This is a genomic window from Kribbella sp. NPDC056951 (assembly GCF_042674205.1).
Taxonomy (GTDB): Bacteria; Actinomycetota; Actinomycetes; order Propionibacteriales; family Kribbellaceae; genus Kribbella; species Kribbella yunnanensis.
In genome coordinates this window covers 548,337-571,658 of record NZ_JBHUQZ010000003.1, presented here as the reverse complement: position 1 = coordinate 571,658, position 23,322 = coordinate 548,337, and the positions used below count along the sequence as shown (strand labels likewise).

The window sequence follows — 23,322 nt, the reverse complement described above, 5'->3', positions numbered from 1 at the left end:
GTCATGTCGTTGACCGGGGTCGAGGATCGGTACGTCGAGACGGTGCTGGGGAAGATCCGCGTGCGGGTGCGGGGATCCGGGGAAGCGATGCTGTTCTGGCCGAGTCTGCTGATGGACGGGACGTTGTGGGCCGGGCAGGTGGAACATTTCGCCGACCGCTATCAGGTGGTGCTGGTGGATCCGCCGGGACACGGTGGGAGCTCGGATCTCGCGGGGCCGTTCAGTTTTGAGCAGTGCGCGGACGTCATCGTGGCCATCATCGACGAGCTGGGTGTCGAGAAGGTGCATGTCATCGGCAACAGTTGGGGCGGGATGATCGGGGGCACATTCGCCGCTCTGCATCCGGACCGGATCGGCGTTGCTGTGTTGATGAATGCGACCGCCTCGCCGTCGAACCCGCGCCAGAAATTCGAGTACGGATTCCTCACGTTGGCGGCCCGATTGCTAGGCGGGATCCGCGGTCCGCTCGTCGGTCCCGTGGTCGACGCGTTCCTCGGACCGACGGCGAAACGCGAGAAGCCCGAAGTCGTTGCCGCAGTCAAGCAACTCGCCCAGCAGGTGAACGTGAAGTCCGGCCTGCACGCCGTCACCAGCGTCGTCCCGCATCGCCCCGACCAGCACACCCTCTTCAGCCAGATCCGCACCCCCGTCCTCGTCGTCGCCGGCGCCGAGGACGCGACGTTCCCGGTCGCCGAAACCGAGCTGATGGCCGACTCCATCCCCGGCGCCCGCTTCGTCGTACTCGAGCAGTCCGCCCACCTAGCCGCTCTCGAATCCCCGGCCGAGGTGAACGCACTCATCGACGACTTCCTGGCAGACAACCGCTGATGGCGGACCTGTGCCACTCACCAACCCCCTAATCGGGTCATCGGAGAGGTCGTGCTGAGCGTGAAGCCCGCCCGCGGCGGGAGGTTGGTGAGTGGGGGCGGTCCGGGTCAACGCCGAGCGGGGACAGGCGTGCGGGAGAGGTCGGAGGCGACGACGATTTCGCCGGAGAATTCGGCGGCGGCTTCTTCGTGGAAGCGGGCGGGTTCCAGGTAGCGCTGGGAGAAGTGGGTGAGGACGAGTTTGCGGACGCCGCATTCCTGGGCGACTCGGGCGGCCTGGCGGGCGGTGAGGTGGCCGAAGCGGCGGGCGAGGTCGGCTTCGGCGGAGAGGTAGGTGGACTCGATCACGAGGAGGTCGGCCTGGTCGGCGAGGGCCAGGACGTTCTCGCAGAGGCGGGTGTCCATGATGAAGGCGAAGCGCTGGCCGCGGCGGGGTTCGCTGACCTGATCGATGTGGACCGTGCGGCCGTCAACCGTGATGGAGCCGGCGCGCTGCAGGCGGGAGACATCCGGGCCGGCGACGCCGTGAGCCTTCAGCTGGTCGGGGAGCATCCGGCGACCGTCGGGTTCGATCAACTGGTAGCCGAACGATTCGATTGAATGCTCCAGCCGCCGCGCCCACAACTGACCGAACGAACCGACGGCCAGCAGACCGTCCTCCTCGACCGGCTCCTCCAGCAACTCCGCGCGCTCGTAGAACGCAGCGGCGTACCGGAGGCGGTTGAAGTACTCCTGCCCGGACGCCGGATAGTGCGCCCGAACAGCATGCGGTACGTCGTCCAGTGACAGCCTCTGCACGATTCCCGGTACGCCGAGACAGTGGTCGCCGTGGAAGTGCGTGATGCAGAGCCGCGTGATCGCGCCGGCCGCGACCCCGGCGTACAGCATCTGTCGTTGGGTCCCCTCCCCCGGATCGAACAGGAACCCGTCCTCGTCCCAGCGCAGGAAGTACCCGTTCTGGGTGCGTTCGCGAGACGGCACCTGGCTTCCGGTGCCGAGGACGACCAGCTCTCTCAAGCCAGTACCTCGGCCAGCGTCTTCGAGGAGATGTTGGCGCCACACGACACCACGGCCACGCGGCCGGTCGTCAGCGTCCGGGCGGCCGCGAACGCCATCGCGGCGGAACCCTCGATCAGGTGGTGTTCGGTGTCGATGACCGCCCGCAACGCGTCGCGGATCGCGGGTTCGTCGACGAGGATCCATTCGTCGACGAGTTCACGGCACAGGTCGAAGGTGATCGCGCCTGGTTCGACACTGCCCGCCGTACCGTCGGAAAGCGTTGGCGCTGCGTCGACCGTGATGATTTGGCCCGCGCGCACCGACTCCGCCATCGCGGCATCGGCTGACGGCGAGGCGCCGTACACCTTGATTCCGGGGAGCTGTTGCTTGAGGACTGCCGCGATCCCGCTGATCAGGCCGCCGCCTCCGACGGCTACGACTACAGCGTCGAGTGGTTCGCCCTTCAGCTGTTTGATTAGCTCGACGGCGATGGTTCCTTGGCCGGCGATCACGTCTGCGTCGTTGTACGGCGAGACGTAGGTCAGCCCGTGTTCGTCCGCGTAGGCCCGTGCCTTCAGCTCCTGGGCGCCAGTGTCGTTGCCCTCGGCCCGGAGTTCCGCGCCGAGTCGTTGGAGCGCGGCGACCTTGCTCGTCGATGCGTTCTCGGGGAGGTAGACGATCGCGCGGCCACCGAGGAGGGCCAGTGCGTTGGCGACGCCGAGGCCATGGTTGCCGGAGGAGGCGGTGACGACGCCGGCCTGCCGCTCGGCGTCGGTCAGGCTGAGGATCTTCGCGAGCGCTCCGCGCGCCTTGAATGAGCCTGTGCGCTGGAGGTGTTCACACTTGGCCAGCACCTCGATCCCGAGGTCCGCGCCGAAACCGTGGAACGGCAGCAACGGCGTCGGCGGCAGGTACTCGTGCAGAGACGGCGCGATCCCCCGCGAGCGAGCAGCGATCTCGGCAGCGGTCACCGGCATTGGTCCTCCTCATAAGCTGTGCGTCTCGACTGCAGGCTATCCGGAGGGTGGACGGATGACGGAAGCATTATGGACCGGCTACCAGTACGCGGAAACCGACGGCGACGGCTGGACGACGTACTGGCGCCTCGACCCCCGCGGCCAAGACCTCACCCTGACGGAGTGGACCGGCGACCCTGACCGCCCCGGCCAACGCCTGTGGGAACGCGCCGGAACACCCGCCGGCGTCTGCAGCCGCTGGAGTACGACGGCTTTGGCGGTCCGCGTCGAGTTACGGGCGACGCGCGGTATCGCCAAGCGGGTCGCGCCGCTGGATATCCTGGTCGACGGCGAACTCCACCGCCGCTGCGAAGTCGGCGAAGGCGAGCAGGAACTGACCATCGACCTCCCACCCGGCGGTCCCCGGTCGGTCGAGATCTGGCTGCCTCAGCTCGGCCGAGTCGCCGTACGCGGCCTTAGCTTTGACGGTCCTACCGAACCGCTCCCGGCAACCGGCCCCCGCTGGACCACCTACGGCAGCTCCATCACCCAAGCCGGCGGCGCCGCCGGTCCTTCCGAAACCTGGCCGGCGTTGGTAGCCCGGCACCACGGCTACCACCTCACGTGCTTAGGGCTGTCCGGCGAGTGCCACCTGGACCCGGTCGCCGCCCGCACCATCCGCGACACGCCCGCCCAGCTCATCTCGTTGTGCCTGGGCGTCAACATCTACGGCGGCGCAACCTACAGCGGCCGAACCCTCCCCAGCCAAGTCGAGTCCTTCGTACGAACAGTCCGCGACGGGCATCCGCAGACGCCCATCGTCGTCATCACGCCCTTGGTGGTCCCCGACCGCGAAACCACCCCCAACGCGGTAGGCCTCACCCTCGAAGACGTCCGAACCTGCGTAGAACGCGGAGCCCGAGTAGACCCAGCCGTCCGCGTCATCGACGGCCGCACCATCCTCACCAGCGCCGAAGCCGAAGCCCTCTACACCGACGGTGTCCATCCCGGCCCCGAGGGCTACCGAGTCATCGCCGAACGCCTCATCCCGCTGCTCGGTGGGTGACGGGGTGGATTAGCCCCACCCCTGCACGTGTGTCGTGGCGCGGTGGTGTTCCCCACCCGTGAACGGGGTGTTCGCGGGGGCTCGTACGAGGCGCTCGCGCCACGGCGACCGGGGGTGCCGGGGGGATTAGCCCCACCCCCTGCACGTGTGTCGTGACGGGGTGCTCGTGACGGGTACTCGTACCAGGGCGCTCGTGCCGCGTTGGCGGGGCGGATCGGCCGACTCGTGCACGTATGTCGTGGCGGGGGTGCCCACTCGTGAATGGGGTGTTCGCGAGAGGGGCTCGCACGCGCCACCCCGGAACACGATCGGCGGCAAGGACGGTGATCCGCGGGTGCCATCGGGCAGGTGAGCGCGCATCGTCCAACGGCAGGAGCAGGTCGTGGACTGCGCGCCGCGGCAGCAACTGGGCAGGCCGATCCACACCACACCGGCACCCGGCGATCACCCAGCCCGCGCCGCCGCAAACGAGCACGGGTGGGGCACACCGCCCGCGCCACGATCCACGTGCACGGGCGGGGTCAACCACCCGCGCCCGGTCTAGCGGGCACGGGTGGGTGGAACCACTACTCCGACGGGGTGAGCGACGTGCCTAGGGCTTGCCAGTCGAGGACTGGGGCGGCTAGGGCGCCGATGGTGGCTAGGAGGCCTAGGCGGGCGGCCTTGACCTCGGGGTCTTCGGCCATGACCAGGATTTCTTCGAAGAAGGTGGTGATGGGTTCGACCAGGATGGTGGCGGCGGTGACGAAGTCGGCCAGGGCGGTCGGGGCTTGGCCTACCTTTTGGACGGCTTCGTGGAGGACTACCTCGGCGGGCTCGGTGAGTTTGCCTGCGTCGTACGACGCTTCCGTGCCCTCGGGGACGATTCGGCGGACGCGCTGGAGGCCGGCGACCAACTGGGCGAAGTCGGCGCTGCCGACGAGCTTCTGGAGGCTGGTCAGGGTCTCGTCGGCGACTGCCGGAGCCGTTGCCAGCGGCAACACTGCGGCCACCTGCAGGTGGTCGTCGCCCCGGTCGATCAGCTGCTGCTCGTAGCGGCGGATGGTGAACTCGGCCACCTCGTCCAACGACTCAGCCGGTACGTCGATCCCCTGCGCACCGATCTCCGCAGCAGCCGCCTGCAGGCCGGCCGGCAAGGTGATCGCCCGCAACGCCGGGTGTTCGCGCAGGATCGCGACCACACCACCGGCAGCGCGACGCAACGCGAACGGGTCAGAGCTACCTGTCGGCTTAGCGCCGATACCGAAGAGCCCGGCCAGCAGGTCGAACCGATCCGCGAGCGCCAGCAAAGCACCCGGAGTCGTCGACGGAACGGGGTCGCCCGCCGACCGCGGCAGCTCCATGTCGAACAAAGCCTGCGCGACCGCTTCGGTCTCACCGGCGCGGCGCGCGTACTCACGCGCCATCGTCCCGGCCAGCGACGTCAGCTCGACCACCATTTGCGAACCGAGGTCGAACTTCGCCAGCTCAGCAGCCCGCGTCAGCGTCGCCAGGTCGTCGTCCGAGACCTCGGCAACCGCGGCTAGTGCCAGCGCGATCCGGCCGATCCGACCGGCGCGGTCGGCCATCGAACCGAGCTTCTCCTCGAAGGCGAGTTTGTCCAGCTCGGCCTTCATGTCCGCCAGCGGGGTCTCGAGGTCGGCGCGCCAGAAGAAGGCGGCGTCCTCGTACCGCGCGCGCAGCACGCCTTCGTTGCCGTTGCGCACGGTCGCCTCGTTGACCGAGCCGTTGGCGACGGCGACGAAGTGCGGCAGCAGTTTGCCGTCCGCGTCGCGCACCGGCAGGTAGCGCTGGTGCTTGCGCATCACCGTGGTGAGGATCTCCGGCGGCAGGTCCAGGTAGTCGGCCGAGAAGTTGCCGAGGATCGGCGTCGGCTCCTCGACGAGGTTGACGATCTGGTCGAGCAGCGCGGACTCGGCCGCGAAGTCGATACTCCCGGTGACCTCGGCGGCGAGCCGCTCGGAGGTCTCGATGATCAGCTGGCGGCGACGTGCCGGGTCGGCCTCGATGCCGTGGATGCGGAGCAGGTCCAGGTAGCCCTCGGCGGACGCGATCTCCACCTTCGGCTGGGCGGCGGTCCGGTGCACGCGCGTCGTCCGGCCCGCGGCCAGCGACGATACCGAGACCGGCACGATCTCGTCACCGAGCAGTGCCACCAGCCAGCGGACCGGCCGGGTGAAGGACAGCTTGGCGTCGTTCCATCGCATGTTCTTGTCCGAGCGCAGTCCGGCGACGATCTCGCTCAGGACGCCGCTCAGCACCTCGGCCGCGCCGCGACCCGGGTCCGGCTTGGTGACGGCGACGTACTCGACGCCGTCGACGTCCAGGGTGTGCAGCTCGCTGACCTCGACACCCTGACCGCGGGCGAACCCGGCGGCGGCCTTGGTCACGTTGCCGTCGGCGTCGTACGCCGCGACCTTCTTCGGACCGCGGTTGACGCGCTCGGCATCCGGCTCGCCGGCCTGTACCTCGGCGACGAAGGCGACCACGCGGCGCGGGGTCGCGTAGACGGTGACGGCGCCGTGACCGAGCCGGGTCGCGCCCAGCTTCTCGGTCAGCGCGGCCTTCACGGCGGCGGCGGTCTTGGTGACCTCCGACGGCGGCATCTCCTCGGTACCGATCTCGAACGTCAGCTGCCGCGTCCCGGTCGCGACCGGGAACGTGGTCGGCACCTCCGCAGCGGGTGGCAGCTCGGCGGTGCCCAGCGGGTGCTCCAGCTCGGTACGGCGCTCTGCCCACAGCTGAGCGACCTCGCGGGCCAGCGTGCGCATCCGCGAGAAGGCCTTCGCGCGCTCCGTCGTACTGACCGCACCACGGGCGTCGAGGACGTTGAAGGTGTGTGAGCAGCGCAGCACCTGGATGTGCGCGGGCACCGGGAGGCGGAGGTCGAGCAGGCGGCGGGCCTCGTTCGCGTACTCCTCGAAGAGGCGCTTCTGCGACTCCACGTCGGCGTCGTCCAGGTAGTACCGGCTCATCTCGTACTCGGCCTGGCCGAACGCCTCGCCGTACGAGATGCCGGGCGCGTAGGCGATGTCCTTGAAGTGCGAGACACCTTGCAGCGCCATCATGATCCGCTCGATGCCGTAGGTGATCTCCACCGACACCGGGTCCAGCGTCATCCCACCGGCCTGCTGGAAGTAGGTGAACTGGGTGATCTCCAGCCCGTCCAGCCACACCTCCCAGCCGAGCCCCCAGGAGCCGGTGGCCGGGTTCGCCCAGTTGTCCTCGACGAACCGGACGTCGTGCGCGTGGATGTCGACCCCGAGCGCGGTCAGGCTGTCCAGGAACAGCTCCTGCGGGTTCCCCGGATCCGGCTTGAGCACCACCTGGAACTGGGTGTGCGTCTGCAGCCGGTTCGGGTTCTCGCCGTACCGGGCGTCGTCGGGCCGGACACTTGGCTCGACGTAAGCCACCCGCCACGGCTCGGGACCGAGCACGCGCAGGATCGTCGCCGGGTTCAGCGTCCCGGCACCGACCTCGGTGTTGAACGGCTGCACGATCATGCAGCCCCGGTCGGTCCAGTACTTCGTCAGCGCGATCAGCGCGTCCTGCATGGTGAGCACAGCAAACCTCAAGCCGTCTTCTGGGGATTCCTGGGCGCGATTCTATTCGGTTTCGACGCCGTAGACTTACCGGGTGACCGCACCTGCCTTTGCGGCGGTAGTCCGCTAGTTCCGTCGTCCGCTCCCCGGCGCCGATCAGGCCTCCGGGTGAGCCGTGCTGCCCACCTTCTTCTGTTCGATGGCAGGGACGACTCTCTTGAATCTCATCACCGTGGACGACACCATGTCCGCGGATCGGGCGCTGCGCCTGATCCGCCGAGGCCACACCCTCCGCTGGGAGGGCGATTTCCAGAATGCGAGACAACTGCTCGCGGCGCTGGGGCGCCGGACGCGAAAACCTGAGTTGTTGAATTCGTTGCTGATAGCAACAAAGGACTATGAGATCCGGTTGCGGCGGGCGCCGGAGGTTTATCACGCTTGTTTGGAGGCGTACGGCGCACCGGACGGCGAGCGGCTCATTCCGTTGCGCGAGTTGTTGGGGGTGGTCGGCGCACATCAGTTGCGGAAGCGCGGGATCTACCTGCCTGCGTTGGGTGGGCGGATCCATCCGCACTACGGGGTTTTCGCGCCGACAAGATCCGAGTACGTCGATCTGGTCGCCGCCGAGCCGTTGCCATCGGCGGAGGTGGCGTTCGACATAGGCACTGGAACCGGAGTACTGGCGGCGGTGCTGTTGCGCCGAGGCATCCCGAAGGTAGTTGCCACAGACAACAATCCGCGGGCGGTCGCGTGTGCACAAGAGAATTTGGCCGCCCTGGTGGTGAGCGATCGAAAGGTGGTGAGGACGGAGAGGACGCAGGTCATAGGCGGCTCGACAGGGGCGGGCCGGGCCGATGCGGTCGGCGACACGATGTGCGCCGACGACGCGGTTGGCGATCCGAGGGTGGTGAGGACGGAGAGGACGGGCGTCACAGGTGGCAGGACGAGGGCGGGCCGGGCCGATGCCGGAGGTGGAAGGGCACGGACAGGCGAGCCAGCGCCCGACGCCGCGGGCGCGCGGTTTGAGGTGGTTGAGGCTGATCTCTTTCCGGTGGGGCGGGCGGACTTGGTGGTGTGTAATCCGCCTTGGGTTCCGGGGCGCGCCAGGACTGTGCTTGATACGGCTGTTTACGACGAGGACAGCCGGATGCTGCGGGGCTTTCTGCACGGGGTTCGGGAGCACTTGAATCCGGGGGGCGAGGCGTGGTTGGTGTTGTCGGATGTGGCCGAGTTGCTCGGGCTTCGGTCGCGGGATCAACTGCTGACCGCCTTCCGGGAGGCCGGACTCCGCGTGGTTGGGCGGTCGAGCGTCGTACCGACTCATCGGCGGGCTCGGGTGGGTGAGACGACCTCTTTGTGGCGGTTGCGTCCATCGGGCGACACCGTTCGCCGAAGCGTTGACAGCGGTGCATGAGAGCGCTTTCATGGAATTGCCAACAAGGTTGCACTATCACCTCTCTCCCGCCCCGCTCCGACCTCGTCGAGGAGGTCCGTCATGCCCGCCCCACCTCGTCCCCGAACCACCCTGCTCAGAACCGCACTCGTCCTCGCGACCGCCGCCCTCGTGGGCCTGACCGCCGTCAGCGTGCGCGTCGCCCGGTCGCAGGCGGTGGTGCCACCACCGCCGACCGGGTGGACCCAGGTCTGGGCGGACGACTTCAACGGCCCGGCGAACAGCTTGCCGAGTGGCGGTAACTGGATCTTCGACATCGGCCACTCCTACCCCGGCGGACCGGGGAACTGGGGTACCGGTGAGATCGCCGCCCACACGAACAATCCCGCCAACGTCAGCCTCGACGGCGGCGGAAACCTCCGCATCACCCCACTCCGCGACGGTGCCGGCAACTGGACCTCCGCCCGGATCGAGACCCACAAGGCCGACTTCAAGGCACCGGACAACGGCCTGCTCCGGATCGAGGCCCGGATCCAGATGCCCAACGTGACCGGCGCCGGAGCGCTCGGCTACTGGCCCGCGTTCTGGGCCCTCGGTTCGCCGTACCGGGGTAACTACTGGAACTGGCCGAGCGTCGGTGAGTTCGACATCATGGAGAACGTCAACGGCATCAACAGCGTCTGGGGCGTGCTGCACTGCGGCGTCAACCCGGGCGGCCCCTGCAACGAGACCACCGGCATCGTCGCCAACCGCGCCTGTCCCGGCTCGAGCTGCCAATCGGCCTTCCATACCTACACGTTCGAGTGGGACCGCTCCAGCACCCCCAACGCATTCCGCTGGTACGTCGACGGTCAGCAGTTCCACCAGGTCACCCAGAACCAGGTCGACGCCGGCACCTGGAACGCCATCACCGGCCACGCCGGGTACTTCATCATCCTGAACGTCGCCATCGGCGGCGCCTTCCCGAACAACCAGTCGGGGATCGGCACCCCCACCGGCGCAACGATTCCGGGTCGCCCGATGGTCGTCGACTATGTCGCGGCCTTCACCCGTGGCGCGGGCCCACCACCCACGCCGCCGCCGACCTGCGGACCACTGCTGTCCAGGAACAAGCCGGTGACCGCGTCGAGCATCGAGAGCGCCAACCAGGCTGCGGCGTACGCCGTCGACGGCAACACCGGCACCCGCTGGTCGAGCGCTCACAACGAACCGAACTGGCTCCGCGTCGACCTGGGCTCGGTCCAGGCACTGTCGAGAGTCCGGCTCAACTGGGAAGTCGCCTACGGCCGGGCGTACCAGATCCAGCTGTCCAGCAACGGCACTACCTGGACAGACGCCTATTCGACGAGTTTCGGCTCGGGTGGGATCGAGGATCTCGCCATCACCGGCACCGCCAGATACGTCCGCATGTACGGCACCAGCCGCGCAACGGTCTACGGCTTCTCACTCTGGGAGTTCGAAATCTTCGGCGCCTGCACCGGAACACCGTCCCCGTCCCAACCCCCGACCGGCCCGCCCGGTACGACGACCTGGGCGCCGAACACGCCGTACGCCGTCGGTGCGCAAGTCACCTACAGCGGCATCGGCTACAAGTGTCTGCAGGCACACACCTCGATCACGACCTGGGAACCGCCCAACGCCCCCTCACTGTGGCAACGCCTCTGATGTGTCCATCCGGCGTACCCCCGTTCGTAGAGGGGGTATGAACAACACACTGGTGGTACCTGAGGCGGAGTTGTACTACGAAGTGCGCGGGAGCGGGCCGTTGGTTGTGCTCGTCGGCGCACCGATGGGTGCGGATGCGTTCGCACCCATCGCCGATCTGCTCGCGGACAGCTACAGCGTGCTGACGACAGATCCGCGCGGCGTCAACCGCAGCAAACTGACTGGTACGTCGACGCCCGAGCAGCGCGCCGACGACCTGGCGCGGCTGATCCGGTACGTCGATCGCGGGCCGGCGGTGGCATTCGGGTCGAGCGGTGGGGCGGTGAGCGTGCTGGCGCTTGCGCAGAACCATCCGGACACCGTGCGGGCGGTGATCGCGCATGAACCGCCGCTGGATCGACTGGTTCCGGATGGCGCGGAGCTGCTCGCGAAGTCGGAGGCGATGATGGCCGACTACCTGAACGGCGATGTCGTCGGCGCCTGGGAGCAGTTCTTCGCGCTGGCGAACATCGACCTGCCGCCGGGGATAGCACAGGCGATGTTCGGTGGTGAGCGGGATCCGCAGGTGGTGGCCGATGAGCGGTTCTGGTTCGAACACGAGATGCGTGAGTCGATCAGCTGGCAACCGGACATCGCGCGACTGAGCGCCGTACAGGTGGTCGTCGGTATCGGCACCGACTCGACCGGCCAGTTGTGCGACCGGACGTCGACTGCGCTGGCCGGGTTGCTCGACATCAAGCCGACGCATTTCCCCGGCGGGCACATCGGGTTCGCCGACGATCCGAAGGGGTTCGAACCAGCGCTACGCCGTCAGCTGGTCGAGCTGTTGTAGCTAAGGACACGTAGTAGGGGCCAACAACGCCCGGTCCGCTCACTCGTTGAGCGTGCCGGGCGGTCCACGTAGAGGACTACTACATGTCGTTACCGACAAGGACCGAGACCCGGGGCCGGGGCTGTGGGGGCGTATGTGAAGCTGGTGGGGTCCGATGGGTGCGCCTGCGGTTGGTGGCGGTCGCATCGGGCACCGGTCGGAGGTGCCGCCGGGATCCGTCCCTCCGCGTGGCGTCTTGACCTCAACCGTGGTTGAAGTTTCAAGCTGGTGGTGACACCAGGACAGCGGCGATACCGGCCCCAGGGGCCCCGACGAAGGAGCAGAGTTGACCACGTATTCGCTTCCCGATCTTTCCTACGACTACGGCGCCCTCGCACCGAGCATCGCCGGCGAGATCATGGAGCTGCACCACTCCAAGCACCACGCGACCTACGTGAAGGGCCTGAACGACACCCTCGACAAGCTGGCCGAGGCCCGCGACAAGGGTGACTTCGGCGCGATCGTCGGCCTCGAGAAGACGCTCGCCTTCAACCTCGGCGGGCACGTCAACCACTCGATCTTCTGGCAGAACCTGTCGCCGGACGGTGGCGACAAGCCGGATGGCGAGCTGGGCGCGGCGATCGACGAGTCGTTCGGCTCGTTCGACGGCTTCCAGGCGCACTTCACCGCGGCCGCGACCACGATCCAGGGTTCCGGCTGGGCGATCCTCGGCTGGGACACCCTCGGCGGCCAGCTGCTGGTGCACCAGCTGTACGACCAGCAGGGCAACCTGCCGGCCGGGCAGATCCCGATCGCGATGCTGGACATGTGGGAGCACGCCTTCTACCTGCAGTACAAGAACGTCAAGCCGGACTACGTCAAGGCCTGGTGGAACGTGGTGAACTGGGCCGACGCCCAGGCCCGTTTCGACGCGGCCCGCGCCTGACCTACTTCCCGGCCCCGGTGATCCGTTCGCGGATCACCGGGGCCGCGTGCTGAAGTCGGTGATCACCGGAGCGATCGCCTTGGCCGCCATCATGTGCGTCTGACCAGGCACTTCATGCAGCTCCGCACCCGGTACGGCGTCCGCCACCGAGCTCACCGAGTTCTTCATCCAGGCCGGGCTCTTCCCGCCGAAGACCATCAGCACCGGTACGTCGACCGCCGCCCACTGCGTTGTGTCGAGCGGCCGACCAACCCCGTTGTGAGCGACGAACCGAGCGTCGTACGGGAGGGTGTGCGCGACCGCCGTCATCTGCTTCCAGGCCGGCATCAGCCGCATCATCGTCACGAGCGGGCCGGGCAGACCCACGCCCTTGGTCATGAAGTACTTGACCGCGTCGGCCGGCTTACGCGCCTCGAGGTCCGCAATGAAGGTCGCGGGCATCGGCTTGCGGGTGTCGTCGACGACGAACGGCGGCTCGAACGCGATCAGCTTCTCGATCGGCAGTCCGGCGTTCGCGGCCTGCAACGCGAGCGCCGCGCCTGACGAGGTGCCATAGACGTACGCCGATCCGCCCGCGACCTCGATCATCGCGGCCAGATCCTCGATCTCGCGCTCGACGGCATACTCCCCCGCGTCACCGGAGTCCCCGCGACCGCGGCGGTCGTAGTTGTAGACGGTGAAGCGATCCGCGAGCAGTTCGGCGAGCTCGGGCATCGGACCCTGGGCGCGGCTGCACAGTGCCCCGTCGACCAGGACCAGCGCCGGGCCCCCTGCCGATAGTGAACAGCCGCGCCGGTCGTAGGCGATCGTCGTACCGTCCTTGGAAACCGTCGTTTGCATGGCACTGCTCCTTCACTAGGTGGTCTTGGCAGTGCGTCGAACATTCTCGCGCCAGATCGACACGGCCTGCGGAAATTACCCGGGGCGAGGAGGAAAACCCGTGTAGTACGGAGACCAATGTGACATGGATCACAGCTGGTCGCGATCCGGAGTCGGCGGATGACAGGGTGCGGTCAACAAGCGTCCGCCCCGCTTGTGATCTCCGGTTGGGGCTGGACGTTCCGGCCAGGAACGAGCTTGGGGGCTCGTCGCGTTCCTGGCGCCAGACGGAACTGGGAGGAATTCTGTGAAAGCCCGTACCTGGCTCGCCGGCCTTGCCGCCGGCGCAGTCGCTCTGACTTTGGCTGCACCCAATGCCGCCGTCGGTGCGCCGACGGCAGACCCGGCCCCGAAGCCGGCCGTTCGCCAGCTCGACACCCCGACCGGTGGTGGCGCCGGGATCGTCGCCAAGCGCGATGCCCTCGGCCGCGCCCACTCGGTCCGCCCGACCACCCCGCTGAAGGCACCGAAGTCGGTGGCTTCCCGCGCGGCCAAGGCCGCCACCAGCCGTCCCGACTCGGCAGCCGTCGCGAAGGCCCAGGTCGACGCGGTCGCGCCGTACTTCGGCGCCCGCCCGGCCGACCTGGTCGCGACCGGCACCTCGATGTCGGAGTACGGCTCGCAGACGCGTTTCCAGCAGACCATCGACGGTGTCGAGGTGTTCGGCGGCGAGATCGTCACCAACCTGGACAAGGCCGGCTCGCTGGAGTCCGCCAACGGCGAGGTCGCACTGGCGACGTACGGCGCCTTCCCGGCCGCCGACAAGGTCGACGCCGCCAAGGCCAAGGCGCAAGAAGCGGCCCTGGCCGCGGTCGCCAAGCAGGGCAAGCTCGACGTCTCGAAGCTGAAGGCCGAGCTGACCGGCCCGCGCTGGTTCGACATGGGCCTGATGACGCGCCAGCCCGGCTCGGTCGCCATCCCGGTCTACCTGTACGAGGTCACCGGCGCCGGCGATGTTCGCTGGCAGGCCATGGTGCACGCGACCGGCCAGGCACTGCTCGCCTGGGACATGAGCGAGAAGATCAACCGCATCGTCTGCGACGCGAACCGCGCGATCATCCAGACCGGCGGCGAGGACGTGCGCTGCGGCACCGGCAAGGCCTTCGAGCCGACACGGGTCGAGGGCGGTCCGGCCTCCGACGTACCGGACGTCAACCAGGTCTTCGAGTTCTTCGGTGACACCTCCGACACCTACCAGTCGCTGGGCACCGACCTGACCCAGCTGATCGGCGTCGACTACGGCGACGGCAAGGGCAAGGCGATCCGCGGTACCGTCCGGATCTGCGTCGACGGCGGCTGCCCGTTCGCCAACGCGTTCTGGAACGGCGAGCAGATGGCCTTCGGTGAAGGAGTCAGCACCGACGACATCACCGGTCACGAGCTGACCCACGGCGTCACCCAGAACACCTCCGGCCTGGCCTACCTGTGGGAGGCCGGCGCCATCAACGAGTCGCTGTCCGACATCATGGGCGAGTTCGTCGACCTGACCAACGGCTCCGCGGACGACACCCCCGAGAACCGCTGGCTGATGGGTGAGGGTTCGAGCCTCGGCGCGATCCGCAGCATGTCCGACCCGACCAAGTTCAACGACCCGGACAAGATGACGAGTCCGAACTGGTTCGTCGACGACTTCTTCCAGGACAACGGCGGCGTGCACCTGAACTCGGGTGTCGGCAACAAGACGGCGTACCTGATCGCCGACGGCGGCGGCTTCAACGGCCAGAAGATGATCGGTATCGGCCTGGCCCGCTCCGAGGTGCTGTGGCACGAGACCCAGAAGGTGCTCACCACGGGTGCCGACTACGGCGACCTCGCCGAGGGCCTGCGCGCGACCTGCGACAAGCTGGCCAAGAAAAAGAAGTCCGGTATGACCAAGAAGGACTGCGCCCAGGTCGAGCTGGCCATCAAGGCCACCGAGCTCGACAAGGAGCCGGCCGTCGGTCTGCCGGCCCAGGCCCCGGTCTGCGACACCGCCGGCGCCAAGGTCAAGAACCTGCTGAAGACCAGCTTCAAGGAATACCCGGACGGCAAGGTCGTCCGCGACCAGGGCTGGGTGCTCGGCAAGGCCGAAGGCGTCGACGGTTCCCAGGTCGACACGTCGTACAGCAAGGACGGTGACGACTCCATGTTCGGCATGGTGACCGCACCGGATCAGGCGATCGGCATCCAGACCGCCAACGGCACCAAGATCAAGGCCCAGAAGACGTACCTGCGCTTCCAGCACGCGTACAACTTCTACAACGTCTTCATCATCTACCCCATCCGGACCGGCGTAGCCACCTTGGAGTATTCCGACAACGGCGGCGCCACATGGAAGGACACCTCCACCTTGTCCGGCTGGACCAACGGCCCGTCCGTCGATTCGAACTTCGAGGACGAGCCGGCCACCTGGCATGGCAACTCCGGAGGCTGGGAGACCAGCCGCCTGGACCTGACCCAGTTCCAGGGCAAGCAGGTCAAGTTCCGCTGGACGTTGCATGGCAAGGACAACGTCGACCTCGTCCCGGCCAACTGGTGGCTGGACAACGCGAGCATCTACACCTGCTCGAAGTAGGCAGCACCCGAAGGCCCCGGCGAATCCGTCCGCCGGGGCCTTCGGCCTAACCTCGGCCTAGGAAGCGCCTTCGCCGCTAGGCCCGACGTGCCCGGCCTGCGCAGGTGAGTAGAAGCCAGGCTTATCCGCGGCACACCCGGTGCCCCAGTTGACCACCGCGATCAGGCTCAGCCTGCCGTCGGCTATCTGGTACATCGGACCGCCGGAGTCCCCAATGCACGTGTTGCGACTACTGCCGGGAGTCGCAGATGCACAGAGTTGGCTGGGGTGCCAGCGGGAGGGGTTGTTTCTCGCGGCAGATCGGCAGGCTTCAGGATCAGCCGCGGTCAGAGGAACAGCCTGCTTCGTACAGGGTGACGGGCCGCTCCGATTGGATCGGCCCCACCCCTCGGCGAAGTACCGCGCATTGCCACCGAACTGACTACGTGCAGAAATAGGAATGGGTCTGGTTCGTGCCGCGCTGGACGTGGTCAGAGTCGCCAGATCCAGCCTCGAATCCGGGTTGATTCGTACAGCAATGATCCGAAGGCGCTCCCCAGCGATCACGCTTGTTTTGCACAGATTGTCGGCACCTATGACGACATCGAGACTGCCCGGACGCCGCCCGAGCACGCAATGGGCTGCGGTGAGTAAGGTTCTCGCAGCAACGAGGGTGGCGCCGCACCACTGAGCTCCGAAGAGGTCATTGGCCGGCGCGGAGTGATTGACGATGGCGGCTGTAGCATCGGCCACAGCCGCTATCGGCGAAGGTTCTGGTTCGGTCGGTGAAGTCATCCGACGATCCGATGTGCAGCCGCTGGCGAGCAAGCCCGCCAGCGCCATACACGCTGCCGCGCGGACGGTCATCCCCGACACGAGCTGACGCGCAGACATCAGGAACATTTAGGCTTCAAAGCAAGGCTGGTATTGGTCTCGATCCAGTAGCTCTGATCGCCTACGGTGTAGTCGATCCTTAGGGCCCGCATCGTCGCTTCGCTGACGCTCGGATCCCTGACGACATGCGCCACCAAGTTTTCGCTTGCCTGTTTCCCAGGCTTTATTTGGTGGCCGACAACCGGCCGACGTCCACTCCAGCGAGCAGCACCTGGACTCTGATCTGCCGATCGTGGCGGCCACCGCGACCATGCGCCAAACAGATCGTCCTTCTCTGCGATGCTAACGATCACGGCCTCGCTGACGCGCAGCCCCTGCGGATCGATAGGTGAAACACCGGTCAAAGTCAGGACTTCGGACCCGGTATTTGCCAGGACCTCGACACCCCAAGCAGCGTCGCTCTGTCCCGCCGCAAGCGGAAGGCACACCTTCATACTCTCGTCGCTGTTCGACAGCGGGCCGCCTTCGCGGGCTTTGGCCGGTCCGCTGCAGGCGGCCGTAGTGACGATCAGGACCAACGCACAGAGTTGTCTCGCTGCTCGAGGAGTATGGATCATGGCCTCAGAACTTAGTCGTCAAGGTCTGTGGCTGCTCGCCCGGTAGCCCATGTGAGCCGCAGAGTTTGCGTGCGCGATTGAAGCCCCACTTGAGTTTCGAATTCGTGGTGTACCCAGTCCGGGCAGAAAGGTCGATGCCGACGTCGCCGCCGACCTGGGCTCCGTTGGACCACGTGACAGCACGACTGCGATCGAGCTCGACGTTGCTGCCCTGCTCGTACGGCGCACAGTGGCCGGACCCGATTCCCGCCGACGGAACGGCCGATTTCGAACCGCCGGCCCAGGTCGTCACCCTCGCTTCGTAGTACGGAACTGGAATGCCCCCGGGGCGCGTGCAAGCGACCCTGTACTTACCGTACTTGAACTGCGAGTAGCGGTACCTGCTCTGGTAATCGCCGACCGCCGGGTAGTCGATCGTCATGCTGGTTGACTTCGCCAACGATCCCGACAACTTGAAGGATCCGTACTTACCCGAAGCCGAGAAACCGACGCCTAGTTCGCTGACCGCACCACGCCCATATACGAAGTCCGTGAAGACCTGTGTGGCTTCGTTGTAGTGCTGGCCGACGATCACCCAACTCGGCCCGTAGTCCTGGAGGAGCTGGGCGGTGCAGGCTTTCGAGAACCCGGTCTCAACCGGTTCATCGGTGGCGTCCGGAGCCACAACCGGCGCGGCGCCGGGATTAGTCTCGACGATCCCGCCCGTGGTCAGGTCGATCTTTAGCAGCGGTGGCGGTGCAGGCTGGCCTGGATTCCGGGGTTCTGACACCGCATCGACCAGCGTTGTGCCGGTCGGAGACTTGCGGACCTTGCGCGCGAATGCGAACGGGACCGCAGACTCCCCCTCACCTGCAACCACCTCGAAGTTGACGATCTGATCCGTCCCCGTCACCGGCACAAGCGCCTCAAGGTCGTTCAAGCGCAACTGGAAAGACCCGTCGGCGCCTGCTGCCGTCTCCGACAACTGTTGCAGCTTCACCTCGTCACCGACGACCAACTTGTCGGTGACATCGTTACCTGGCCACGCATACAACACCACCGGAATGCCGGCGGCCATCTTTCCGGCGCCTCGGCTGACCTTGCCCTCGGCAAGCACGGACGGATCGAGACTGCGAGCTTGGGCAGCCGTCTCCTCCGATGCATTGGCAGCATATGGAGTCAGCATCGCGGCCATCAGGCCAGCGATCGCTGAGCCTGTGATGACTGTACGCCTCACTATTCCCCCTACGGTTCCTGGATCGACGGGCGGTCGATCGCGGAGCAGTAAGTAATCACGCGCGGAGCGTGACAGGCAAGGAAGTTGCAGCTTCTGACATGGCTTGAAGTCGCAGCATGTGGCCACAAGGGCACAGAGTGACATCAACCCGGCGAGTTGAACCACACGCCGAGACGATAAACCATATAATGTTTTATTTTCCTGCCTGCGCCTTACTGAGGTCTGCCCCGCCTGGCGACTCCGGTGGACCGAACACGGCAAGGACTTCGCCGACCTGATCCCGGCCAACTGGTGGCTGGACAACGCGAGCATCTACACCTGCTCGAAGTAGTACAACGGGGTAGTACCCGAGGGCCCGGTGGATTCGTCCGCCGGGCCCTCGGCCTTTTAGCCACGGGGAAATCGATTGCTCAGAGGCGCCGGACGGGCTAGTGTGCTGGGCCAGGAGTTCCCACCGCCCCGGGAGACCGCAATGGACAACCAGCCCGATCTGGCCGCTTGTGACAACCCTGCGTGCGGAGGTTCGTGCCCGCGCGCGGGTGTCGCCCGACGTACGTTCCTCTCCATCAGCGCGGCCGGGCTCGGCGTGCTTGCTGCGCCTGACGCTCTGCGCGCAGCCGCCGCGCCTCTCGCGCCACGTGCTCCGCTGACGGCCGCCGAGGTCGCTGCGCTCGCGGATCGGGGTGAGCCGACGGTTTACTCCGGTACGGCGCTCGCCAAGATCGGCATGCCGATTGGTGGTGGCTGTGCGGGCCAGGTCTATCTGTCTGGCGACGGGCGGATGTGGGGCTGGGATGTGGCCAACGCCTTGAGCTATCCGCTCGGTGGCGCCGACTTCGCTGGTACGCACTACGTCACGCCGCTGTCCGCCGACGCACCCGGTGCCACCCGCTTCCGGCAGGGCTTCGCGCTGCGCACTGGCACAACCGCGCGGTACGTCGATGCCAAGGGTTTCAGCGACGTGCGCTTCACCGGGCAGTATCCGATCGGCCGAGTGTCTTACAAGAGCATCGCGAGCCCGGTCGAGGTCACGCTCGATGCGTTCTCGCCGTTCACCCCGTTGGAGACGCTCGACTCGACACTGCCGGCGACCGTCTTCGCGTTCACACTGCGGAACACGTCGGCCGAGGCTGTCGATGCGACGCTGCTCGGGTACTCCGAGAATCCGGTCTGCCTCGACAGTCGGCGCAGCCAGCCGACCACGCAGCGCGCGACCGCCTTCGGGTCCGGGATCGAGTGGTCGGCGGCCGATCCGGTGGCTTCGCCGCGGGCCGACATCCTCTTCGAGGACTGGGAACGCGACACGTACGACGGCTGGACCGCCACCGGCACCGCGTTCGGGGCCGGCCCGGTCGCGGTGGCGGCAATTCCGGAGTACATGAAGCGGTTCGGCGATCTGCGAGCCCACGGGACGCGGTTCGTCACCTCGCACAACTACCGCGCCAACCCGAACGACATCGGCGGTGCGGACGCCCATGTCGGCACGCTGACCAGCGCGCCGTTCGTCGTGAATCGTCGGTACGTAACAGCGCATATCGGTGGTGGAGCCAGCATCGCCACGGCTCTCCAGGTGGTTGTCGACGGCAACATCGTGGCCACCGCGAGTGGCGCGGACACCGAGCCGATGCAGACCCGGGTGCTCGACGTCTCGTCGTACCAGGGCCGGACCGCACAGCTCCACCTGGTCGACAACGCAACCGGCGCGTGGGCACATCTGAACGTGGATCGAATCGTCTTCAGCGATCGGGCCGATGTCGTCTTCGAGACCTGGAGCAGCGACACGTACGGCGGCTGGACGACCACCGGGGATGCCTTCGGCACCGGACCGGTGAAGCCGGAGCAGACCCCAGCCCTGATGCAGCGGTACGGCGATCTGAACGTCCAGGGATCGCGGTTCGTCACGTCGTACAACTTCAGGCTGAGTGGTGATCCGGATGGCCGGACCGGCACGCTGACCAGCCCGCCGTTCGAGATCTCCCGCCGGTACGTCGCCGTCGCGATCGGCGGCGGTAATCGGGGCAGCGTGAATGTGGTTGTCGACGGCAACGTCGTGGCCACGGCCACCGGTACCAACAGCGAACCTCTGGTCGGCCAACTGCTTGATGTCGGCAACTACGAAGGCAAGACCGCGCGGATCCAGGTGGTCGACAACGTCACCGGCGGTTGGGCGCACATCAACATCGGCAGCATCACGTTCACCGACCGCGCCGACATCCTCTTCGAGGACTGGGAGCGCGCCAACTACGACGGCTGGACAGTCACCGGTACGGCGTTCGGCGCGGGGCCGGTCACGGTCGCCGAGACGCCGGCCGACTTCCGGCGACCGTTCGGCAACCGCAGCGAGCTCAATGTTTCGGGCAGCCGGTTCGTGACGTCGTACAACTTCCGGGACGGCTCACTCGACGGCTCGCGGGGGACGTTGACCAGCCGGGTCTTCACCATCGACCGGCGCTACATCACTGTGTGGACAGGCGGTGGCAGTAACCCGGCGACGACCGCGGTCAACCTGCTGGTCGACGGTGCTGTGGTCGCAACCGCCACCGGCGCCGATATCGAACCGCTGGACGCGATCTGCTGGTCAGTCGGTCACTGGGCCGGGAAGTCCGCGCAGATCCAGATCATCGACAAGTCCACCGGCGGCTGGGGTCATGTCAATGTCGACCGGATCATCTTCAGCGACCGGCCGATCCGCCAGCAACCCGTTGCCGACCGCACCGATGCGGGCAGTTTCGCCTTGTCCACAGTCGAATCGCAAGCCGTCGTACGACGGTCGATCGCGGCCTGGTCGACGCCGACCGAACTCTTCAACGCGGCCGATGGTCCGGCCGAGGTGGACGGCTCGGACACCCAGGTCGGCACAGTCGAGGTCAGCGTCCGCCTCGCGCCTGGTGAATCGCGAACCCTGCGATTCGTGCAGAGCTGGTTCTACCCGACGCCGGAGCGGCGGCACTTCGGGCATCTGACCAACGGTTCGACGTTCCTCCGGCACTACGCCACCCGCTTCAACTCTGCCCGCCAGGTGACCGAGCACATCGCGGCGAATCTCGAGCGGCTGGAGTCGGGCACGCGCGAATGGGTGCGGACCTGGTACGACGATTCCACCTTGCCACACTGGTTTCTCGAGCGGACCTTCGCCAACACCTCGACCATCGCGACCGGCACGTGTCATCGCTGGAGCGACGGCCGCTTCTACGCGTGGGAAGGCGTCTACTGCTGCCACGGCACTTGCCAGCACGTGTGGAGTTACGCGCAGGCGATCGGCCGACTGTTCCCCGATCTCGAACGTGACACTCGCGAGCGCGTCGACCTCGGGATCGCCTACAAACCCAGCGGCGAGATCGCGAACCGCGGTGAGTCAGGTGATGCGGCATCCTCGTTCGCGGACGGGCACTGTGGCACGATCCTGCGGATCTATCGCGAACACCAGATGGCGCCGGACACGGCGTTCCTGACCCGAGTCTGGGCGAAGGTGAAGACCTCGGTCGAGTACGTGATCTCGGCGCGCGACGGCTCCGATCAGGACGGCATCTTCCGCGGTGGCCAGTGGAACACCTTGGACACCGAGTGGTTCGGCGAGATCCCCTGGCTGAGCGGCCTGTACGTCGCCGCACTGCGGGCCGCGTCCGCGATGGCGACCGAGATGGGCGACCCCACGGCGGCCACGCGGTACACCACGATCGCCGACCGCGGATCGTCGTACCTGAACGGATCCTTGTGGAACGGGACCTACGGCTACTACGTACAGAAGGTCGACCCGGCGCACCCGGCGGCGAACACGAACCGCGGGGTATTCGTGGATCAGATGTACGGGCAGACGTACGCCGCTCAGCTCGGACTCCCGCGGGTTTTCGCGGCGGACAAGGCGCGCACGGCGTTGACGAGTCTGTACCGCAACAACTTCCAGCCGAACCCATCGGCGTACCGGCCGCCTGGTCTCCCCGCCGGCCGCGTGTACACGACGGCCAACGAGCCGGGCACCATCATGGTGACCTGGCCGAACGGCGGATCCACCGAGGCCGGTGGGCATCCGTACTTCAACGAGGTGTGGACCGGGCAGGAGTGGCAGTTCGCCGCGCAGCTGTTCGCGGAGGGTCTGACCGCTGAGGGACTTGCGGTGTCGCGGGCGATCTACGATCGGCATCGCGGCGAGAAACGCAATCCCTACAACGAGATCGAGGCCAGCGACCACTACGCGCGGGCGATGATGAGCTTCGGGACCTACCTGGCTGCCTGCGGATACGAGTACCACGGGCCGCGCGGTCATCTGGGGTTCGCGCCGCGACTGACACCGGAGGAGTTCGCCTGCGCCTTCACGGCCGCCGAGGGCTGGGGCCGCTACCACCAGACCCGTACGGCGACCTCGCAGACGGCGACCGTCGAAGTCCGGCACGGCCGCCTCCGCCTGAAGACGCTCTCCTTCGAAACCGCCCGCCCGGCCACCGCGGTCACCGTGACACAGGCCGGTACGACGTTGCCCGCCACGCTGACGGTATCGGGGAACCGTGCAGTCGTGACGCTCAACTCAACTGTCGTCATCGTTGATCAACTGTTGACCATCATGCTCACGACATGACGACACCTGGACGCTCGTCATCCCAGGCGGCAGCGCTGATCCGCCACCCGGCCGCGGTCCGGACGAACTGGATCGTCTTCATCCCGCGGCCGGTGAACGCGACACCGTCCTGACGGCCTTCCTTGGCATAGGCGCCGTACCAGTGCGCGATGTCGCCGAAGACGTCGAGGCGGCCGTCCAGCGCCCACTCACGGAAGCCGGTGAGCGTGCCGCCGGTGAGGAGCACGCGGCGGGGCGCGATGAACTCGTCGACGGTGTAGGCCAGCGGCTCGCTGCCGCAGGTCCGGACGATCACGGCCTGCGGGATGAAGAGCTCCGGCAACGCGTCCAGCCGCTCCTCGCAGTCGGGGCCGGAGACGAAGGCGTCGAAGAACCGGCGGATGAGCTCGTTCAGGGCGGTCTGATCCATGTTCACAACCTAACCAGTTGGGTACTGGGCGTCAGAGCCGATCACGGGAGGCCGAG

The 23,322-nt window shown here is 67.1% G+C and carries 16 protein-coding genes; 8 read left to right on the top strand and 8 right to left on the bottom strand.

The features are described from left to right. The first annotated feature begins 3 nt into the window (after positions 1 to 3). On the top strand, positions 4 to 828 hold the full coding sequence (locus ACFTSF_RS15630; protein WP_380154408.1) for an alpha/beta fold hydrolase: 825 nt from the start codon (positions 4 to 6) through the stop codon (positions 826 to 828). Positions 829 to 935: 107 nt separating this feature from the next. Here the strand turns inward: ACFTSF_RS15630 and ACFTSF_RS15625 are convergent, their stop codons facing one another. Both ACFTSF_RS15625 and ACFTSF_RS15620 read right to left on the bottom strand, forming a co-directional pair. Further along, positions 936 to 1,844 (bottom strand): ribonuclease Z, encoded by a 909-nt coding sequence (locus ACFTSF_RS15625; RefSeq protein WP_380154407.1) that lies wholly within the window; start codon positions 1,842 to 1,844, stop codon positions 936 to 938. Beyond that, positions 1,841 to 2,803, bottom strand: coding sequence for a pyridoxal-phosphate dependent enzyme (locus ACFTSF_RS15620; RefSeq protein ID WP_380154406.1), 963 nt, complete (start codon positions 2,801 to 2,803; stop codon positions 1,841 to 1,843). The genes ACFTSF_RS15625 and ACFTSF_RS15620 overlap by 4 nt, the downstream gene beginning before the upstream one ends. Before the next feature lie 55 nt (positions 2,804 to 2,858). On the opposite strand from ACFTSF_RS15620, the gene ACFTSF_RS15615 reads away from it, so the two are divergent. Next, positions 2,859 to 3,848 (top strand): GDSL-type esterase/lipase family protein, encoded by a 990-nt coding sequence (locus tag ACFTSF_RS15615; RefSeq protein WP_380154405.1) that lies wholly within the window; start codon positions 2,859 to 2,861, stop codon positions 3,846 to 3,848. Positions 3,849 to 4,414: 566 nt separating this feature from the next. Here ACFTSF_RS15615 and ACFTSF_RS15610 read toward each other — a convergent pair. Beyond that, the gene (locus tag ACFTSF_RS15610; protein ID WP_380154404.1) at positions 4,415 to 7,423 is read right to left on the bottom strand and encodes a glycine--tRNA ligase; all 3,009 of its coding nucleotides are present in this window, start codon (positions 7,421 to 7,423) and stop codon (positions 4,415 to 4,417) included. A 184-nt stretch (positions 7,424 to 7,607) separates the two neighbouring features. Here ACFTSF_RS15610 and ACFTSF_RS15605 point away from each other — a divergent pair, with 184 nt between their 5' ends. The 4 genes from ACFTSF_RS15605 (at position 7,608) to ACFTSF_RS15590 (ending at position 12,205) form a co-directional block, all read left to right on the top strand. Further along, complete coding sequence (locus ACFTSF_RS15605) at positions 7,608 to 8,804, top strand: methyltransferase (RefSeq protein ID WP_380154403.1); 1,197 nt, start codon at positions 7,608 to 7,610, stop codon at positions 8,802 to 8,804. 81 nt (positions 8,805 to 8,885) lie between these two features. Continuing rightward, positions 8,886 to 10,448 (top strand): discoidin domain-containing protein, encoded by a 1,563-nt coding sequence (locus ACFTSF_RS15600; RefSeq protein WP_380154402.1) that lies wholly within the window; start codon positions 8,886 to 8,888, stop codon positions 10,446 to 10,448. A 37-nt stretch (positions 10,449 to 10,485) separates the two neighbouring features. Next, positions 10,486 to 11,280, top strand: coding sequence for an alpha/beta fold hydrolase (locus ACFTSF_RS15595; RefSeq protein ID WP_380154401.1), 795 nt, complete (start codon positions 10,486 to 10,488; stop codon positions 11,278 to 11,280). A 325-nt stretch (positions 11,281 to 11,605) separates the two neighbouring features. Further along, entirely contained in the window at positions 11,606 to 12,205 is a 600-nt protein-coding gene (locus tag ACFTSF_RS15590; RefSeq protein WP_344145181.1) for a superoxide dismutase, read from the top strand. Between the two features lie 33 nt (positions 12,206 to 12,238). Here ACFTSF_RS15590 and ACFTSF_RS15585 read toward each other — a convergent pair whose 3' ends face one another. Continuing rightward, a complete protein-coding gene (locus ACFTSF_RS15585; RefSeq protein WP_380154400.1) occupies positions 12,239 to 13,045 on the bottom strand; it encodes an alpha/beta fold hydrolase in 807 nt (268 codons plus the stop codon). Positions 13,046 to 13,331: 286 nt separating this feature from the next. On the opposite strand from ACFTSF_RS15585, the gene ACFTSF_RS15580 reads away from it, so the two are divergent. Beyond that, a complete protein-coding gene (locus tag ACFTSF_RS15580; protein WP_380154399.1) occupies positions 13,332 to 15,638 on the top strand; it encodes a M4 family metallopeptidase in 2,307 nt (768 codons plus the stop codon). Between the two features lie 57 nt (positions 15,639 to 15,695). Here the strand turns inward: ACFTSF_RS15580 and ACFTSF_RS15575 are convergent, their stop codons facing one another. The 3 genes from ACFTSF_RS15575 to ACFTSF_RS15565 form a co-directional block, all read right to left on the bottom strand. Beyond that, positions 15,696 to 16,412, bottom strand: a complete 717-nt coding sequence (locus ACFTSF_RS15575) for a trypsin-like serine protease (RefSeq protein ID WP_380154826.1) — start codon at positions 16,410 to 16,412, stop codon at positions 15,696 to 15,698. A 98-nt stretch (positions 16,413 to 16,510) separates the two neighbouring features. After that, the gene (locus ACFTSF_RS15570) at positions 16,511 to 17,068 is read right to left on the bottom strand and encodes a hypothetical protein (protein WP_380154398.1); all 558 of its coding nucleotides are present in this window, start codon (positions 17,066 to 17,068) and stop codon (positions 16,511 to 16,513) included. Between the two features lie 4 nt (positions 17,069 to 17,072). Next, complete coding sequence (locus tag ACFTSF_RS15565) at positions 17,073 to 18,449, bottom strand: hypothetical protein (protein ID WP_380154397.1); 1,377 nt, start codon at positions 18,447 to 18,449, stop codon at positions 17,073 to 17,075. A 307-nt stretch (positions 18,450 to 18,756) separates the two neighbouring features. Here ACFTSF_RS15565 and ACFTSF_RS15560 point away from each other — a divergent pair, with 307 nt between their 5' ends. Beyond that, positions 18,757 to 22,857: a GH116 family glycosyl hydrolase gene (locus ACFTSF_RS15560; RefSeq protein WP_380154396.1), complete on the top strand. Its 4,101-nt coding sequence runs from the start codon at positions 18,757 to 18,759 to the stop codon at positions 22,855 to 22,857. Here ACFTSF_RS15560 and ACFTSF_RS15555 read toward each other — a convergent pair. Beyond that, positions 22,847 to 23,266 carry a DUF4440 domain-containing protein gene (locus ACFTSF_RS15555; protein ID WP_380154395.1) on the bottom strand — a complete coding sequence of 140 codons (420 nt, stop codon included), beginning with the start codon at positions 23,264 to 23,266 and terminating at the stop codon, positions 22,847 to 22,849. The genes ACFTSF_RS15560 and ACFTSF_RS15555 overlap by 11 nt on opposite strands. Positions 23,267 to 23,322 lie beyond the last annotated feature (56 nt).

Excerpts from the sequence above, each read along its gene's own strand:
- ACFTSF_RS15600 (WP_380154402.1), top strand. The coding sequence starts at position 8,886 with ATGCCCGCCCCACCTCGTCCCCGAACCACCCTGCTCAGAACCGCACTC.
- ACFTSF_RS15575 (WP_380154826.1), bottom strand. The coding sequence starts at position 16,412 with ATGACTTCACCGACCGAACCAGAACCTTCGCCGATAGCGGCTGTGGCC.
- ACFTSF_RS15585 (WP_380154400.1), bottom strand. The coding sequence starts at position 13,045 with ATGCAAACGACGGTTTCCAAGGACGGTACGACGATCGCCTACGACCGG.
- ACFTSF_RS15595 (WP_380154401.1), top strand. The coding sequence starts at position 10,486 with ATGAACAACACACTGGTGGTACCTGAGGCGGAGTTGTACTACGAAGTG.
- ACFTSF_RS15555 (WP_380154395.1), bottom strand. The coding sequence starts at position 23,266 with ATGGATCAGACCGCCCTGAACGAGCTCATCCGCCGGTTCTTCGACGCC.
- ACFTSF_RS15620 (WP_380154406.1), bottom strand. The coding sequence starts at position 2,803 with ATGCCGGTGACCGCTGCCGAGATCGCTGCTCGCTCGCGGGGGATCGCG.
- ACFTSF_RS15630 (WP_380154408.1), top strand. The coding sequence starts at position 4 with ATGTCGTTGACCGGGGTCGAGGATCGGTACGTCGAGACGGTGCTGGGG.
- ACFTSF_RS15615 (WP_380154405.1), top strand. The coding sequence starts at position 2,859 with ATGACGGAAGCATTATGGACCGGCTACCAGTACGCGGAAACCGACGGC.
- ACFTSF_RS15570 (WP_380154398.1), bottom strand. The coding sequence starts at position 17,068 with ATGATCCATACTCCTCGAGCAGCGAGACAACTCTGTGCGTTGGTCCTG.
- ACFTSF_RS15560 (WP_380154396.1), top strand. The coding sequence starts at position 18,757 with ATGGACAACCAGCCCGATCTGGCCGCTTGTGACAACCCTGCGTGCGGA.